The sequence below is a fragment of the Streptococcus sp. SM5 genome, assembly GCF_027497975.1.
This window is the reverse complement of sequence record NZ_JAJNSC010000012.1, coordinates 37970-55080: the sequence shown is the minus strand read 5'-3', so window position 1 is coordinate 55080 and position 17111 is coordinate 37970. Positions and strand designations below refer to the sequence as shown.

13 protein-coding genes are annotated in these 17111 nt (G+C 39.1%); 11 read left to right on the top strand and 2 right to left on the bottom strand.

The window, feature by feature from the left end; all coding sequences use genetic code 11:
• The 11 genes from PAN07_RS10100 (at window position 1) to polA (ending at window position 12987) form a co-directional block, all read left to right on the top strand.
• Window positions 1-651 carry a 3-oxoacid CoA-transferase subunit B gene (locus tag PAN07_RS10100; protein ID WP_075565155.1) on the top strand — a complete coding sequence of 217 codons (651 nt, stop codon included), beginning with the start codon at window positions 1-3 and terminating at the stop codon, window positions 649-651.
• Window positions 652-775: 124 nt separating this feature from the next.
• Complete coding sequence (locus PAN07_RS10095; RefSeq protein WP_269797867.1) at window positions 776-1684, top strand: LysR family transcriptional regulator; 909 nt, start codon at window positions 776-778, stop codon at window positions 1682-1684.
• 16 nt (window positions 1685-1700) lie between these two features.
• Window positions 1701-2813: an acyl-CoA dehydrogenase gene (locus PAN07_RS10090; RefSeq protein ID WP_269797866.1), complete on the top strand. Its 1113-nt coding sequence runs from the start codon at window positions 1701-1703 to the stop codon at window positions 2811-2813.
• A gap of 4 nt (window positions 2814-2817) precedes the next feature.
• Entirely contained in the window at window positions 2818-3732 is a 915-nt protein-coding gene (locus PAN07_RS10085; protein WP_269797865.1) for an MBL fold metallo-hydrolase, read from the top strand.
• 108 nt (window positions 3733-3840) lie between these two features.
• Entirely contained in the window at window positions 3841-4779 is a 939-nt protein-coding gene (locus PAN07_RS10080; protein WP_269797864.1) for a DUF561 domain-containing protein, read from the top strand.
• Between the two features lie 178 nt (window positions 4780-4957).
• Window positions 4958-6931 (top strand): DHH family phosphoesterase, encoded by a 1974-nt coding sequence (locus PAN07_RS10075; protein ID WP_269797863.1) that lies wholly within the window; start codon window positions 4958-4960, stop codon window positions 6929-6931.
• The gene (rplI, locus tag PAN07_RS10070) at window positions 6928-7380 is read left to right on the top strand and encodes a 50S ribosomal protein L9 (protein WP_269797862.1); all 453 of its coding nucleotides are present in this window, start codon (window positions 6928-6930) and stop codon (window positions 7378-7380) included. Before PAN07_RS10075 ends, rplI begins: the two co-directional genes overlap by 4 nt.
• Before the next feature lie 42 nt (window positions 7381-7422).
• Window positions 7423-8781, top strand: a complete 1359-nt coding sequence (gene dnaB / locus PAN07_RS10065) for a replicative DNA helicase (RefSeq protein WP_269797861.1) — start codon at window positions 7423-7425, stop codon at window positions 8779-8781.
• Window positions 8778-9050, top strand: a complete 273-nt coding sequence (locus tag PAN07_RS10060; protein ID WP_075565140.1) for a Veg family protein — start codon at window positions 8778-8780, stop codon at window positions 9048-9050. Before dnaB ends, PAN07_RS10060 begins: the two co-directional genes overlap by 4 nt.
• A gap of 96 nt (window positions 9051-9146) precedes the next feature.
• The gene (locus PAN07_RS10055) at window positions 9147-10289 is read left to right on the top strand and encodes an SH3 domain-containing protein (protein WP_269797860.1); all 1143 of its coding nucleotides are present in this window, start codon (window positions 9147-9149) and stop codon (window positions 10287-10289) included.
• 64 nt (window positions 10290-10353) lie between these two features.
• Entirely contained in the window at window positions 10354-12987 is a 2634-nt protein-coding gene (polA, locus tag PAN07_RS10050; RefSeq protein WP_269797859.1) for a DNA polymerase I, read from the top strand.
• Between the two features lie 114 nt (window positions 12988-13101).
• Here the strand turns inward: polA and PAN07_RS10045 are convergent, their stop codons facing one another.
• Both PAN07_RS10045 and PAN07_RS10040 read right to left on the bottom strand, forming a co-directional pair.
• Window positions 13102-14550, bottom strand: coding sequence for an amino acid permease (locus tag PAN07_RS10045; protein ID WP_269797858.1), 1449 nt, complete (start codon window positions 14548-14550; stop codon window positions 13102-13104).
• A gap of 428 nt (window positions 14551-14978) precedes the next feature.
• Entirely contained in the window at window positions 14979-17063 is a 2085-nt protein-coding gene (locus PAN07_RS10040; protein ID WP_269797857.1) for a GH92 family glycosyl hydrolase, read from the bottom strand.
• Window positions 17064-17111: the final 48 nt, after the last annotated feature.

Sequence of the window (17111 nt, the reverse complement as noted above, 5' to 3'; positions counted from 1 at the left end):
ATGAAACCAAAAGAAATTATTGCAAGACGTGTTGCTCTTGAATTTAAAGATGGTGATGTTGTAAACCTTGGATTTGGTATTCCAAATGCTTCTGCAGACTTCATCCCAGAAGGTGTTAACGTAATCCTTCAAGCAGAAAATGGTGCCCTTCGCTTTGGTGAAACACCAACTAAAGATAATTACAATCCAAACCTAGCAAACTCAGGTGGTGCGCCAATTACTCTCCTTCCAGGTGCTGCTTTGTTTGATTTGCAAACATCATTTGCAATTATTCGTGGTGGTCACGTTGATGCGACTGTCCTTGGAGCTCTTGAAGTAAGCCAAGACGGAAGCATTGCAAACTGGATTATCCCAGGAAAATTTGCACCAGGTATGGGTGGAGCGATGGACCTTTTGGTAGGTGCTAAACGCGTTATTGGAGCAATCCAACATACTACAGGTGGCGAATCTAAACTTTTGAAAGAGTGCACATTGCCTCTATCAGCTAAAGGAGTTTTAGATCTTGTCATTACAGAACTAGCTGTTTTTGGATTCAAAGATGGTAAATTCTTGTTGAAAGAAGTTGCACCAGGTGTAACTGTAGAAGAAGTTCTTGAAAAAACAGCCGGTGACGTTATTGTTGCAGAAGATGTGAAGACAATGCCTATCTAGGCTAATATTGGCTATTTTCTTCTGAACATGATATTATATATGTAAACGATACTATCGCCTTTTTAGGCGGTAGTATCAATTGGTATCTAAGTGAAAAAATAAATGGAAGTAGGGTGATAGCTAAGTGGATATTATACAAATGAACTATTTCATTAATATAGTCGAATGTGGTTGCAATCTATCGATTGCAGCAAAGAAGATCCATATTAGTCAGTCAGCCTTAAGTCAATTTGTAACAAATTTTGAAGCAGCTGAGGGGATCCAATTATTCAATCGAAAGAATGGTAGATTGGAAAGTTTGACTGAGGCAGGACGAAAGATTTATCGTTTTGCCACAGAAATTGTTAATCGTCACGAAGAGATGCTTTCAATGATTCATATTGAATCACAAAAGCAGAGAGGGACTATTAATCTTGGTATTCCTTCTTTGATATTAAGAACGTTCTTCTCAAACGCTCTACCGCATTTTTTGAGAAACAACCCTCACATCTATATTCAAGTTATAGAGGGTGGAGGGAAAGAAATTCACCAAAAAATGAGTGACGGTGATTTAAACCTAGCATTTTTAATTGAGCCAACGAACTTAGATGCACAAAAATTTGAACAACATATTATTCATTTAGACGAGTATGTTGCTTATATGGATAAACATCATCCATTAGCACAGAAAGAAGCGCTAGATTGGTCTGATCTTGCTGATTATGATTTAGCAATCTTTAATAAAACATTTACGACTTATGATTTGGTGGTTGAGAAACTTCGTTCACAACGCATAAATACTAAATTTGCTTATTTATCATCTACTTGGGACTTTTTAATTGAGTCTACTTATCAAACAGATTTGATTACAATTTTACCAAAATCTGTTGAAACTCTTGTAGATAGTAGTCGCTTCCAAACTGTTCGATTTAATGACCCGATTCCTTTTAATGTTTGGTTCTGTAGACCGTACAAGGATTCCTACAACGAGGTCGAATCCTATGTGTATGAAGAATTGTTAAAAGGGTATTATCAACCCTTGTCTGAGAATTAGCTTGGGGTGAAGAGTGATGGTCTACAATGATAACCTTGCTAAAAGGTATAATGCAGAAATAAGCAGTCTAATTGCAAGCTATTTTGAGCATAGAACAGATAAAAATCAATTTCCAAGAGAATTGTTCGATAAGTTTATTGAATCTTTTGATATATTTTCATCCATCGTAAGGGATGAAGATTCGATTTTAAGTGAAGAATTCATGACTTTTATTCGTATAATCTCAAAAGAATTTGCTGCTTTTTCGACAGTTTTATTAACGCAGGCTTGCTATGGGATTTATCCTATTAATCGATACGGTAGTCCCAAACAAAAAAGTCTATATCTTGAAAAATTAATTAAAGGAGAGATATTGGCTGGTCTAGGTTTTTCTGAGGGATATCTTGGCGAAAATCTAGAATTAGTGAATACAACTGCGACTAAAACAAGTAATGGATGGCGTCTTTCAGGTAAGAAATCGATTGTTTCAAATTGCCGTTTTACGGATATACTTTTTATATTTGCCAAAGTAGAAAATGATGAAAAGAAACCGTCGTTTGGATTTTTTATCGTAGACACTAAGGATCCAGGTGTTTATTTTGGAGAAGATATCCCTAAACAAGGACTAAAAGGTTTACCAATCAGTTCAGTTACTTTTGATAATATTGAATTATCAGAGGATAGTTTATTAGGGATGACTTTAGCTGGTCAAGAACAGTTAAGTGACTTTGTTCGAAAGCTTCAATTAGGTTTAAGCGCAGTTTCTATTGGAATTTCCGAAGGAGCTTTTGAAAAAGGTTTATCTTTTCTAAAGGTGAAACGTGGTTTTGGTAAGAGGTTGATTGATGCGACGATTTATCAACATCAATTTGCTGATTTATATACAAAACTATGTGCAGCAGAAGCGTATTTTAATTCATATAAAAATCAAATGTTAGATGATTCTTTGTATGTTTCACAGATTAAATTATTTACTACAAAAGTAGCTATTGAAATTTCTGAAGAGATTATCAGATTAATAGGTCCGCTACAAGCACAGGATAAAACCCCGATTGATCGTTATTTAAAAGATGCTAAAACTATTGAAAGTTACGGGAAATCTGGAGACTCAATTCGAAAAAGAATAGCACACCAGTGGCTAAAGGAGTAATAAAATGACAGAACTCAAGTTGCAAGAGTATCAATTTCACGATATGAAATTGACATGGCTACGAGGAGCTGATAAATTAACTGATGCAGGGACATTATTTGGTCCTGTTCCAAAAGTTGTGTGGTCACGTTACTACCCAACTAATGAAGCGAATATGATGTCAGAGTTGACAGATCCAATCCTCATTCAATATCAAGGGAAGAATTACCTGATGGATGCAAGTTTCGATACGGCAAAATTGTCTGAGAAACAAAGACGCAATCTTGGAATTTTATCTGAAAGTAAAATTGAAGAGAGTTTAGAGCTTTTAGGCTTGTCTCCAGAGAAGATTGATTATGTATTGATGACACATATGCACCATGACCATTCAGGTGGTTTGACACGCGTTAATTCTGAGGGCAATCTTGTTTCTAAGTTTCCTAATGCAAAGATTATTGTCAATGATATAGAATGGTACGAGATGAGAAATCCTAACAATCGTACTCGTGGAACTTATCTGAAAGAGAATTGGGAACCAATTCAGGACCAAGTTACAACTTTCTCTGATTCTGTTGAGATTATTCCAGAAATTCAAATGATTCATACAAGCGGACATAGTAATGGTCACTGTATTATTTTGCTTAAACAAGGTGAAGATACAATGATTCACATGGGTGATTTGATGTTAACACACGCTCATCGAAATCCACTGTGGGTTCCGGCTGTAGATGATTATCCAATGAAGTCTATTTCAGCAAAAGAAAAATGGCTTAAGCAAGCCTTTGAAAATGGTTATAAGTTCTTCTTCTATCATGATCAATTTTTTGCAGTTGCAGAATTTGATAAAGAAGGTAAAGAATTTGTGAACTATGTTTTACGCTCACGTCCACCAGTGATTCCATTTACAGAACAGCAAGATCGTAGACCAGACTTTTTATAATAGTTGCGTATAAGGAGACAAATGACTAAATTCTCTTGTTTGATAGATACAGGAAAATAGCCTGTTGAATTTCAAACAAAACTGAACCGAAAATAAAGGAGTAAACATATGTCTATTACTAAACTTTTGCAAATTAAATACCCTATTTTCCAAGGAGCTATGGCTCAAATTTCTCACTATCAACTTGCTGCTGCTGTTTCAGAAGCTGGAGGACTAGGAATTATTGCCTCTGGTGGTATGACAGGAGAACAACTTCGCGAAGAAATTCGTGAATTGAGAAAATTAACTGACAAACCTTTTGGTGTTAATATCATGTTAATGATGAAAAACATCAAGGATATTGTAACAGTTATTATCGAAGAAAAAGTTCCGGTTGTTACTACTGGTGCAGGAACTCCAAAACATATCATGCCATATTTGAAAGAAGCTGGCGTTAAAGTGATTCCTGTGGTTGCTAGTGTAAAACATGCTCAAAAAATGCAAGAACTTGGGGTTGATGCAGTTGTTGCTGAAGGTTCAGAAGCCGGAGGACACATTGGTGACACCAACACTATGGCTTTGATTCCACAAATTGTAGACGCTGTTGATATTCCTGTTATCGCTGCGGGTGGTATTGCTGATGGTCGTGGATTGGCTGCTGCCTTTACACTTGGAGCTCAAGGTGTACAAATGGGTACTATCTTCTTGGCTTCAAACGAATGTCCAATTGCTGATGCTTATAAAGAAGCTGTCCTTGCAGCAAATGATACAGCAACTGCTGTTACTGGACGTATTGCAGGAGCTCCTGTTCGTTGTATTCGCAATGAAATGACAGACCACTACATCGAATTAGAACAAAAAGGTACAAACCGTGAAGAGCTTGAGGAAATTACTATCGGTTCACTTTCTAAAGCTGTTTACGAAGGTGATACTGTGCATGGTTCAATGATGAGTGGACAAATAGCAGGTATGGTAAAAGAAATTAAACCATGTAAAGAAATCATCGAAACAATTGTGGCAGAAGCACAAGAACGTCTTAAACAGGTTGAAATCTCAGTAGGCGAATAATCTATTTTACAGAATAAATTCATAAGGCAAATATAGAAGTATATCTATAGGAGGGCGACTTAATCGCCCTCCTTTTTCTTTAAAAGCTTGATGCAACACTTGTCTAGCATGTCTATAAACTTCCTTAAGTTCGCTTTTTGCCTCTATTTATGGTATAATAATGCGCAAGAGGTTTCGAATGAAAAAAAATGAAAAAAATCCCTTTTTAATATACCTATTTGCTATGACGGCATTTTTAGTCGTGTCTGTATTGGTTATTTTCTTGAAAGATGATTTTGTCACAATAGCAAGCCTATTTTTCTTTATTGTAGCATTTTTAGTGTTATTTAATTTTCAGAGAAAATGCTATCAGAAAACTGAAATTGAGCAAATTCAATATGTAAACCACCAAGCTGAAGATAGTCTAAGTACACTATTAGAACGGATGCCGGTTGGAGTAATCAAACTCAACATGGATAGTATTGAAATTGAATGGTTTAATCCCTATGCCGAGCTAATTCTAACAACTGAAGATGGGGAGATTGATATTTCCCAAGTTCAAGAAATCATAAAAGCGTCTATATCTTCTCCTGGTGTTTATGCCAATATTGGAGAGAAGCGTTACGCTGTTCATCTTGACAGAAATTCTGGAGTTTTATACTTTTTTGATGTGTCAGGAGAGTATGAAGCGACAGTTGAACTGGCTACTAGTCGTCCAGTTATTGGTGTTATCTCAGTTGACAACTATGATGATTTAGAAAATGAAACGTCTGAATCTGATATCAGCCAGATCAATAGCTTTGTTGCCAATTTTGTTGAGGAATTTACAAGACAGCATAAGATGTTTTCACGCCGCGTTGGCATGGATCGCTTTTACCTGTTTACAGACTATATCGTTCTTGAACATTTGATGAAGGATAAGTTCTCTGTCATTGATACCTTCCGTGAGGAAGCTAAACAAAGGAATCTACCTTTAACGATTAGTATGGGACTTTCATATGGAGACGGTGATCACGAGAGCATTGGTAAGGTTGCTTTATCCAACCTTAACTTAGCTGAAGTTCGTGGCGGAGATCAGGTTGTCGTACGAGAAAATGATGAGACTAAGAATCCAGTCTACTTTGGTGGAGGCTCTGTTGCGTCTGTTAAACGTACAAGAACTCGTACGAGAGCAATGATGACTGCAATTTCTGAAAAGCTGAAAAGTGTTGATCGTGTATTCATCGTTGGGCATAAAAACTTAGACATGGATGCTTTAGGTTCGGCTGTCGGTATGCAGTTATTCTCTAGCAATGTAATGGACGAGTCCTATGTTGTTTATGATGCTGAGCAAATGTCTCCTGATATTCATAGAGCTATAGAATTTTTAGAAAACGAGGGAGTGACAAAACTTCTTCCTCTAACTGAAGCAATGGATATGGTGACGACATGTTCATTATTAGTCATGGTTGACCATTCTAAGACAGCTTTGACACTCTCAAAAGAGTTTTATGACTTGTTTACTCAAACCATTGTCATCGACCATCATCGACGAGATCAGGACTTCCCTGACAATGCAGCTATTACCTATATTGAAAGCGGAGCTAGCAGTGCAAGTGAATTAGTGACTGAGTTAATTCAGTTCCAAAATTCTAAGAAGATTCGATTGAGTCGTATTCAAGCAAGCCTACTGATGGGTGGTATGATGCTTGATACTAAGAATTTCACGTCTCGTGTGACTAGTCGAACTTTTGATGTGGCTAGCTATTTACGAATACGTGGAAGTGATAGTGTTGTAATTCAAGATATATCAGCGACTGATTTTGAAGAGTACCGTTTAGTAAATGAATTAATTTTACAAGGCCAAATGGTGCAACCATCTATTCTGGTAGCCCAAGCTTTAGAGAATAAGGAATATGATACGGTTGTCATTAGTAAAGCGGCAGACGCTATGCTTGCTATGTCAGGTATAGAAGCTAGTTTTGTAGTTGCAAGAAATCTCCAGGGAGATATTTCTATTTCTGCTCGTAGTCGCAGTAAGATTAACGTTCAACGTATTATGGAAGAGTTAGGCGGTGGTGGTCACTTTAACTTAGCAGCAGCGCGTTTGAGTGATATGACCCTACAGGAAGCCGGAGATAAATTAAAGAAAGTAATCTCTAATGATATAACAAATAAGGAGACAGAAGAATGAAGGTAATCTTTTTAGCAGATGTTAAAGGAAAAGGAAAAAAAGGTGAAATTAAGGAAGTTCCTACAGGTTATGCACAAAACTTCTTAATCAAGAAAAATCTTGCGAAAGAAGCAACAGCTCAAGCTATTGGAGAGTTGCGCGGTAAGCAGAAATCAGAAGAAAAAGCGCATGCTGAACTTCTAGCTGAAGCACAAGAAATCAAAGCAAAACTTGAAGCTGAAGAAACGATTGTTGAGTTTGTAGAGAAGGTAGGTCCAGATGGACGTACTTTTGGTTCTATTACCAATAAGAAAATTGCTGAAGAACTCCAAAAACAATTTGGAATTAAAATTGATAAACGTCACATCCAAGTGCAAGCGCCAATTCGAGCAGTTGGTTTGATTGATGTACCTGTAAAGATTTATCAAGATGTAACTAGCGTCATCAATCTTCGTGTAAGAGAAGGTTAAGCTAGATTTGAGTAACGTTTTTGTAAGAGGAAGGAAAGTCTGATGGCAGAAGTAGCAGAACTACGAGTTCAGCCCCAGGATATTTTGGCAGAACAATCTGTGTTGGGAGCTATATTTATTGATGAAAGCAAGCTCGTATTTGTCCGAGAATATATTGATTCTCAGGACTTCTTTAAGTATGCTCACCGTTTGATTTTTCAGGCTATGGTGGATCTGTCTGATCGTGGTGAAGCAATTGATGCAACAACTGTTCGTACCATTTTAGATAATCAGAATGATTTACAAAATATTGGTGGCCTGTCCTACCTTGTTGAAATCATCAACTCTGTTCCAACCTCTGCCAATGCTGAGTATTATGCAAAAATTGTGGCAGAAAAAGCCATGCTTCGTCGCTTGATAGCTAAATTAACAGATTCTGTTAATCAAGCTTATGAAGCATCTAGTCCTGTGGATGAAATTATTGCTCAGGCAGAAAAGGGCTTGATTGATGTTAGCGAAAATGCCAATCGTAGTGGGTTTAGAAATATTCGTGATATCCTAAACCTGAACTTTGGAAATTTGGAAACTCGCTCACAACAAACATCGGATATTACAGGAATTGCTACTGGTTATCAAGATTTGGATCATATGACTACAGGTTTACACGAGGAAGAGTTGATTATTATAGCAGCTCGTCCTGCTGTTGGTAAGACGGCCTTTGCTTTAAATATTGCTCAAAACATTGGAACCAAGTTAGATAAAACAGTTGCTATCTTCTCGCTAGAGATGGGGGCAGAGAGCTTAGTCGACCGTATGTTGGCTGCTGAAGGTTTGGTAGAGTCTCACTCTATCCGTACAGGGCAATTGACTGAGGAAGAGTGGCGCAAATATACGATTGCTCAAGGTAATCTTGCAAAAGCAAGTATCTATATCGATGATACACCAGGGATTCGAATCACAGAGATTCGTTCTCGTGCGAGAAAATTGTCACAGGAAACAGGTAATCTTGGTTTAATTTTGATTGACTACCTACAGCTAATCACAGGAACTGGTCGAGAAAATCGACAGCAAGAAGTTTCTGAAATTTCTCGTCAGTTGAAGATTCTAGCAAAGGAACTCAAAGTTCCAGTCATTGCCCTTAGTCAGTTATCTCGTGGAGTTGAGCAACGCCAAGATAAAAGACCAGTTTTATCCGATATTCGTGAATCGGGATCTATCGAGCAAGATGCGGATATTGTAGCCTTTCTTTACCGTGAAGACTACTATGATAGAACTGGTGGAGAAGAGGAAGGTCTTCCGAATAATAAGGTAGAAGTCATTATTGAGAAAAACCGTAGCGGTGCTCGTGGGACAGTTGAGTTGATTTTCCAAAAAGAATATAACAAATTTTCAAGTATTTCAAAGAGAGAGGAACAAAGATGACAGATGCATTTACAGATGTAGCTAAGATGAAAAAAATCAAAGAAGAAATCAAGGCGCATGAAGGACAAGTCGTTGAGATGACCCTAGAAAATGGTCGTAAACGTCAAAAAAATAAGTTAGGAAAATTGATAGAAGTGTATCCGTCACTCTTTATCGTTGAGTTTGGTAATGTTGAAGGAGATAAACAAGCTAATGTCTATGTTGAATCCTTTACTTACTCAGATATCTTAACTGAAAAGAATTTGATTCGATACTTGGACGAGGAATAATTATCTAAAAGTGGGAAATTTCCCACTTTTTTCTTTTTCTCCCGAATAAGTTATTTGAGGATAACCTCAAAAATTTATATCACTAAAGGAGAATGAATGACATTTACTAAAGCAGGAAATAAAAAGGCTATTACTCTAAAAAAAGCTACTGTAGGAACAGCTTCCCTATTGCTGGCAGGTGCTTTTTTATTTGGAGCTGGATCTGTTCAGGCTGATCAATTGGCTCAAGCCTCTAGAGCACGAGGGGATGATTACCCTCATTACTATAAAAATGGAAGCCAAGATATTGACAAATGGCGTCTATACTCTAGACAATGCACTTCTTTCGCTGCTTTTCGTTTAAGTAACGCCAATGGATTTGAGCTACCTCCAGCATACGGAAATGCTAGGGAGTGGGGCTATCGTGCTCAACGAGAAGGTTATCGTGTGGATAAGACTCCGACAATTGGTTCAATTGCTTGGGACGGAAGCGGAGACTATGGCCACGTTGCATGGGTTTCAAATGTTTTTGGTGATATGATTGAAATTGAAGAATACAACTATGGATATACAGGTAAGTATAATCGTCGAACGATAAAAGCAAGTTCTATGACAGGCTTCATTCACTTTAAGGATCTGGGAGTTACGAGTAAAGCTCCTATTGTACCTGTAACTCCATCCCTTGGGACTCCTGGGACTCATTTGTTTACAGAAAAAGCTGCTATTATGAACCAGCCATCACAACAGGCTGCGATTATTGACTATTATTACCCTGGAGAAAGTGTTCATTACGATCAGACTCTTGAAAAAGATGGCTATAAATGGCTTTCTTATCTATCCCGAACTGGTAGTAGAAGATATGTCCAGCTAACTAAAATAGCCGCCTCTAAGAGTGGATGGGAAAAACAGGGGACAACTTGGTACTATTATGAAAATGGGAAAGTCGCTCTTGGTTGGAAAAAGATAAACGGCAGTTGGTACTATTTCCAAACAAGTGGTGCCATGAGAACAGGTTGGCTAAAAGACGGTTCCAAGTGGTATTACCTGAAATCGTCTGGAGAAATGCAGACGGGTTGGTTGAAGGACAAAGGCATTTGGTATTATTTTGAAAGCTCAGGAGCTATGAAAACAGATCAGTGGTTCCAGGTTTCAGGGAAATATTATTACGTGAATGCATCTGGAGAATTGGCAGTAGATACGACAATCGATGGATTCCAAGTTGATAGCAATGGTGCGCGAGTTGAAAAAACATCCCAATAAGCCTTCTCCTTTAATCTAACTCTTAGCAATGGTATTTTTCCCTGCTTTCCTATATAATGGGTGTATGGACAAGAAAAAATTATTATTGATTGATGGTTCTTCGGTTGCTTTCCGAGCATTCTTTGCACTTTATCAGCAACTGGATCGTTTTAAAAATGACAATGGACTTCATACCAATGCAATCTACGGATTTCATCTGATGCTAAATCACCTATTGGAACGTGTCCAACCGAGTCATATCTTGGTTGCTTTTGATGCAGGAAAGACAACTTTCCGTACAGAGATGTATGCAGATTATAAGGGTGGTCGTGCCAAGACTCCAGATGAGTTTCGTGAGCAATTTCCTTTTATACGTGAGTTGCTAGATCATCTTGGAATTCGTCATTATGAGTTGGCCCAGTATGAGGCGGATGATATCATTGGTACCCTGGGCCGCTTGGCTGAGAAAGAGTCTTTTGATGTGACCATTGTCAGCGGAGACAAGGACTTGATCCAGTTGACAGATGAGCATACCGTGGTTGAGATTTCTAAGAAAGGTGTGACTGAGTTTGAGGCCTTTACACCAGAATATCTCATGGAAAAGATGGGAATCACACCAGCTCAGTTTATTGACCTCAAGGCACTCATGGGGGATAAGTCAGATAATATCCCTGGGGTCACTAAGATTGGTGAGAAGACTGGTATCAAGCTTTTGTTAGAATACGGATCGCTGGAAGGCATTTATGAAAATATTGATAGCATGAAGGCCTCTAAGATGAAGGAAAATCTTGTCAATGATAAGGAACAAGCCTTCCTGTCAAAAACACTAGCTACCATCGACACGAAAGCGCCAATCGAGATAGGTCTAGATGATTTGGTCTATAGTGGACCAAATGTGGAAAACCTTGGGAAATTCTACGATGAGATGGGCTTTAAACAGCTCAAGCAAGCCTTGAATGCTTCTCAGACTAACCAAGCTGAGACTTTGAATTTCACTATGGTGGATAAAGTGAGTCAAGATATGCTGAGTGAAGACTCCATCTTCCACTTTGAACTTTTTGGAGAAAACTATCATATAGATGATTTAGTTGGCTTTGCCTGGTCTTGTGGAGACAAACTCTACGCTACAGATAAGCTGGAACTTCTGCAGAATCCGATTTTTAAGGATTTTCTAGAAAAAACACCTCTGAAAGTGTATGACTTTAAGAAAGCAAAAGTCCTTTTAAATCGCTTTGGTTTGAATTTGCAGGCTCCTGCTTTTGACAGTCGTTTAGCTAAGTATCTTCTCTCAACAGTAGAGAATAATGAAATTTCAACCATTGCTAGTCTCTATGGCCAAACTTACCTAGTCGATGATGAAACTTTCTATGGTAAGGGTGTCAAGAAAGCTATCCCTGAGCGAGAGAAATTCTTGGAACACTTAGCTCGTAAGGTTGCTGTATTGGTTGAGACAGAGCCTGTATTGCTTGAAAAGTTAAGTGAAAACGGTCAATTAGACCTCCTCTATGAGATGGAGCAGCCTTTGGCCTTTGTTCTTGCTAAGATGGAAATCGCTGGGATTAAGGTTAAAAAAGAAACTCTACTCGAGATGCAAGCTGAAAATGAGCTTGTCATTGAGAAACTGACTCAAGAGATTTATGAATTGGCTGGTGAGGAATTTAATATCAACTCGCCTAAACAACTTGGTGAATTGCTTTTTGAAAAGCTAGGTCTCCCTCTCGAATACACTAAGAAAACCAAGACCGGTTACTCGACAGCAGTAGATGTCTTGGAGCGTCTAGCTCCTATTGCACCAATCGTCAAGAAAATTCTCGATTACCGTCAGATTGCTAAGATTCAATCCACTTACGTGATTGGCTTACAGGACTGGATTTTAGCGGATGGTAAGATTCACACGCGCTATGTGCAAGATTTGACTCAGACAGGGCGTCTGTCTAGTGTAGATCCAAACTTGCAAAATATCCCTGTTCGATTGGAACAAGGGCGCCTCATTCGTAAGGCTTTTGTACCAGAATGGGAGGATAGTGTCCTTCTCAGCTCGGATTACTCACAGATTGAATTGCGCGTTTTGGCGCATATCTCTAAGGATGAGCACTTGATTAAGGCCTTCCAAGAAGGGGCAGATATCCATACCTCGACAGCCATGCGTGTCTTTGGGATTGAACGTCCTGAGGATGTGACGCCAAACGACCGTCGCAATGCCAAGGCTGTCAACTTTGGAGTGGTTTACGGAATTTCAGACTTTGGTTTATCCAATAATCTAGGTATCAGCCGTAAAGAAGCGAAGGCTTACATCGACACCTACTTTGAACGCTTCCCAGGTATTAAAAACTACATGGATGAAGTGGTTCGTGAGGCGCGTGATAAGGGTTACGTAGAGACTCTCTTCAAACGTCGTCGTGAGTTGCCAGATATCAATTCGCGTAACTTTAACATTCGTGGTTTTGCAGAGCGTACAGCGATCAATTCACCTATCCAAGGTTCGGCAGCAGATATTCTCAAAATCGCTATGATTCAGCTGGATAAAGCATTGGTAGAAGGTGGTTATCAAACCAAGATGCTTTTACAAGTGCACGATGAAATTGTTCTTGAAGTGCCTAAATCAGAATTAGTTGCTATCAAAAAACTCGTCAAACAAACCATGGAAGAAGCCATTCAACTCAGTGTGCCATTGATTGCTGATGAGAATGAAGGTGTGACTTGGTATGAAGCCAAGTAAAAAATACATTAGTAGACAAAAAAATCCCCTTGAACGTTACTGTTCAAGGGGATTTTTGCTGAGAAAACTCTTTCAAGCAAAGATAAAATCAATTTTATCTAGCTAGTAGTAGACTTACTTGATTTGTTTCTTTTGTTCTTTTTTGGCAAGTACTGGTAGAATCACACCTAATCCAATCAGAATAATTGGAGTCAAGATGTTTGTAAGAAGAGAGAATTGCCAAGCAGTTGGATTTTCAGCATAGCTAATTTTTGGAACCATACCAAGGATACAAGCAAAAGCAGTGAAGAGGAAGCACCAAGTACCGATAACAAAGCCAAGCTTAGGATTGTTAACAAACTTGTATTCGGCATTTTTGTATGTTTTCCAAGCACGGTTGAGCATCATATAGGCAAGGAATACCCAGAGATAACGCATTGGCATTACGATAGAATTGAGGTTGGTCATCCATTTTACAAGTCCGTCAATTTCTTGAATACCAAAAATTGGAAGGATGATGATAAGGCTAACGAGGACGCCTGTAAGGAGGTAACCGTTAATGAGGACACCTTTTTCAGTACGTTTACGAAGCCAGCTTGGGATGTAGTTTTCGTCAGCGTTATTGAGTAGGATTTGTAATGGTGCATCAATAGAGAAGGCAAGTGCCGCGATTTGTCCGACCATATTTGTAAGAGCGTAAATCACAACGAAAAGGTTTCCAACTCCCCAAGAATTTCCTAACATCTGGAAGGCTTGGTAGGCACCATTACGCATGAGGTCTTCAGGGATATTATTGCCATCAAATAGCATTCCCATTGCAACTGATCCGAGGATAGCAGAGAGCCCAACCATGATTGCCATTACAATCATACCTTTTGGAAATTCTTTTGCAGGGTTGCGAGTTTGATTCACATAAGGGGAAATTTTTTCACAACCACCAACTGCAAAGACTAGTAGTGAAATCGTTGTAAAATAAGAAAAATCAAAGTTTGGAATGTAGGTGCTCAGTTGATCCATGTGTGGTGTCGCAAATTGGATGTCTGGTTTAATGAAAGGCAGACCGACAGCCAAAAGCACAAAGAGTAAAGACATAATCAGCATAGCACTTCCTGCCAAGCTACCGATGACTTTTAGAGTTGTCAATCCCTTTGTAGAAAGGTAGAGGAAAAGTCCAAAGATCAGTAAGCAGAGAATAACAATCCAGTGGATGTCGATTTGTTTAAGAAATTGTCCGTTACCTTGTAAGGCCCAACCAAGCGGAATTAGAATTCCTTGAGGTTTTTGTGCGAGATAAGGGATATGCACAACCCAGTAGGTCCAAGCAGCAAAGTAGGCGAGACGTTTGGTTGATGTTTTTTCAACCCAGTCACTAACACCACTTCCGCTTTCCTTAAAGGTAGAACCTAGTTGTCCGACAATGAGGGAATAAGGGATGAAGTAGAGTGCGAGGATTAAAACCCAAGATACGACGACGGAAATTCCCTGTTGAGAATAGTTGTTGACGACGTTTCCTAGCCCCCAAACCATGTTGAAAGCGATCAGAGAAACCATCAGCCAATTAAGTTGGTGTTGATCTTTTTTCATAATGTCTCCTTTTCTGATAATTTCAGTATATCATGTTTTTTTGAAAGCGCCTAACAAAATTTGAAATTTACTATAAAAAAAAGTAAAACCTAGCTAACGGATAGAGAGTGGAGCTTGTTGGTTAAGAAAAAGGTTATCCACAACTTGTGGATAACTCGACACTAGCCTATTATAAATATTTTTATAGCTATCGTTTGTAAAGGGGACAAGAAATTTAGGAATTATAAGATAAGATAAACTAGTATAAATCCTGATAGGACAAGGATTCTAACAGAATTTCTATTGTAAATCATAGATACTTGGATTGGAAATATGTTTTGGAAAATCTTGAAAATATTTTCCGAAGAAAAGTTGAAGGTTATTCACAGTTTGTGGATAACATTGTAGAAATAAAAAGCCCCTTTGCACGTGACAAAGGGGTTAGGTTATTAATGCTTTGGTAACCAACTGAGATTAAAGTCAAGGGTTTGAGCATTAAGCAGTTCCTGATGACTGATGGTTTGTTTTTCTTTCCCGTCCAATCGACAGTCTTGGACAAAGTGGAAGTGTTCATGATTTTGCTGAGTACGAATATCCAACCACTGTTCTTTTTCTGCAAGATAGACACGAAGGTGGTCAAAGAGTGGAATTCCAAGGTCATAGTTTGCTTTTCCTGGGCAGGTCGGGTAAAGCCCAAGAGCAGACCAGACATACCAAGCTGATAGACTACCGTTATCCTCATCTCCTGGATAAGCATCCCAGTCAGATCGAAAGGCTTTTTGACGAAGGGTCTTGATTAAGAGACTGGTATACTGAGGATAATTACTATATCGGAAAAGATAAGGGATATGGAAACTTGGTTGGTTTGAAATGGCTAGTTGACCAAATGACGCTGTTGCCATTTCGCTCATCTCATGGATTTCATAACCATAGCCGGTCGTTTCAAAGAGTGGGAGACTTTGGCAAGTTTTCAAAAGATAGTCGCTAAAGGCTTCTTTTCCCCCCATTAGTTGGCTCAGCCCAGAAATGTCATGTAAGACACCGAGACTGGCTTGAATAGCTGAGCATTCGGCATAGTCCCGCCCCCAACTATAAGGAGAAAAGTCAGGACGGAAGTTGCCATCTACATCACGCGCCCTCATGTAGCCTGTTTCAGGGTCAAATAGATTTTGATAATTCTTAGAATAGTGAGCATAGGTTTGGGCTAGCTCTTCTTGACCTAATTTTGCTGCGCAAGTAGAGATACAAAAATCACTGTAAGCATAGTCTAGGGTATGGCTGACACTTTCATGATAATCTGTGGATAGGTAGCCAAGTTCTTGATATTGGGCTAGGCCGTGTCGCCCGTTGATAGCTTTTGGATCTGCCTTAGTAGCAGTTTCAATCATGGCTTTGAGAAATTCTTCTTCAAACTCAGGCGCCATGCCTTTACAAGCACTATCAGCAATAAGGCCATCAATCAAGGTGCCAGGCATCATGCCTCGTTCGTCAGGAGCCAGCCATTTAGGGAGATAACCAGTATCTCGATAGCTATTAAGGAAGCCCTCAAGAAATTGGCGATAGTATTCCGGAATAATCAAGGCAAAGAGTGGGAATGAAGTGCGGAAGGTATCCCAAAAACCATTATTGGTAAAGAGTAGACCAGGCTTGATCGTTCCTGAAGCAAGGTCTATATGAATAGTCTCGCCTTGCTCACTTACCTCATAGAAGGTTTGTGGGAAAAGAAAGAGTCTATAAAGACAGTGATCAAAAAATGTTCGGTCTACAGAGCCAGTTTCCACGACATCAAAACGACCTAGAAGGTTTTCCCAACTTGCTTTAGCCTCTAATTTCGTTTCTTCAAAGTCTTTTCTAGGCAGATTAAAGAGGGCCTGTTCTTTAGAAATAAAAGAAGTAGCTAGTTGAACTAGAGCTTCTGCTCCAGCCAAGTCGATCCGCCAGTCTTGCCCCTCTTGATTGATAGATTCAATATCCGTAGAGAATGCGAGAGCAGTAAACATGACGAGAGGACTTTTATTGGTTTCGGTTTCGCCTGTTTGTCTCAGGACAAGAGTTCGCTTATCGACTAGTTCGACTGTCAGTTCATCAGATGCATGAACATAGAGCGAGAGGTTCTTGCCTTGAGTTTGTCTTAGTTGAACAGAAGCTCCATAGCAAGTAGGACTCAACTGGGTTTCAATCTGATAGCGCAAAGAGAAAATCTTTAGAAAATGAGGATTAAAAATAGCACAATCAAGGTTATAGGAGGACTGACGGTGGAAGAGAGTATCGCCGCTGATTTCTCCTGTAATTGGTGTCAGTAAGAGCCAGGAGTAATCACCAATCCAAGGACTAGGCTGGTGGGTTAGTCGAACACCCTGAAAGATAGGAAGATGGGGATCAAAAAACCAAGATCCTTCCTGGTCACTAGTTTGTGGAACAAAGTAATTCATCCCAAAAGGAACCCCCGTGTAAGGTAGGGTATTCCCCCGAGAAAAGGCATGCTTGCTAGCGGTGCCAAAGCGGGTATCGATGGTTTCAAGTATCGGTTTCATAGAATATCCTTTAGCTGTTTTCTACATTATATCAGAAAAAATGGTCTT

Bases quoted from the DNA above. Each gene is read 5' to 3' on its own strand.
- PAN07_RS10045 (WP_269797858.1), bottom strand. From the start codon at position 14,550: ATGAAAAAAGATCAACACCAACTTAATTGGCTGATGGTTTCTCTGATC.
- PAN07_RS10040 (WP_269797857.1), bottom strand. From the start codon at position 17,063: ATGAAACCGATACTTGAAACCATCGATACCCGCTTTGGCACCGCTAGC.
- PAN07_RS10055 (WP_269797860.1), top strand. From the start codon at position 9,147: ATGACATTTACTAAAGCAGGAAATAAAAAGGCTATTACTCTAAAAAAA.
- PAN07_RS10075 (WP_269797863.1), top strand. From the start codon at position 4,958: ATGAAAAAAAATGAAAAAAATCCCTTTTTAATATACCTATTTGCTATG.
- PAN07_RS10060 (WP_075565140.1), top strand. From the start codon at position 8,778: ATGACAGATGCATTTACAGATGTAGCTAAGATGAAAAAAATCAAAGAA.
- PAN07_RS10080 (WP_269797864.1), top strand. From the start codon at position 3,841: ATGTCTATTACTAAACTTTTGCAAATTAAATACCCTATTTTCCAAGGA.
- polA (WP_269797859.1), top strand. From the start codon at position 10,354: ATGGACAAGAAAAAATTATTATTGATTGATGGTTCTTCGGTTGCTTTC.
- rplI (WP_269797862.1), top strand. From the start codon at position 6,928: ATGAAGGTAATCTTTTTAGCAGATGTTAAAGGAAAAGGAAAAAAAGGT.
- dnaB (WP_269797861.1), top strand. From the start codon at position 7,423: ATGGCAGAAGTAGCAGAACTACGAGTTCAGCCCCAGGATATTTTGGCA.
- PAN07_RS10090 (WP_269797866.1), top strand. From the start codon at position 1,701: ATGGTCTACAATGATAACCTTGCTAAAAGGTATAATGCAGAAATAAGC.
- PAN07_RS10085 (WP_269797865.1), top strand. From the start codon at position 2,818: ATGACAGAACTCAAGTTGCAAGAGTATCAATTTCACGATATGAAATTG.
- PAN07_RS10100 (WP_075565155.1), top strand. From the start codon at position 1: ATGAAACCAAAAGAAATTATTGCAAGACGTGTTGCTCTTGAATTTAAA.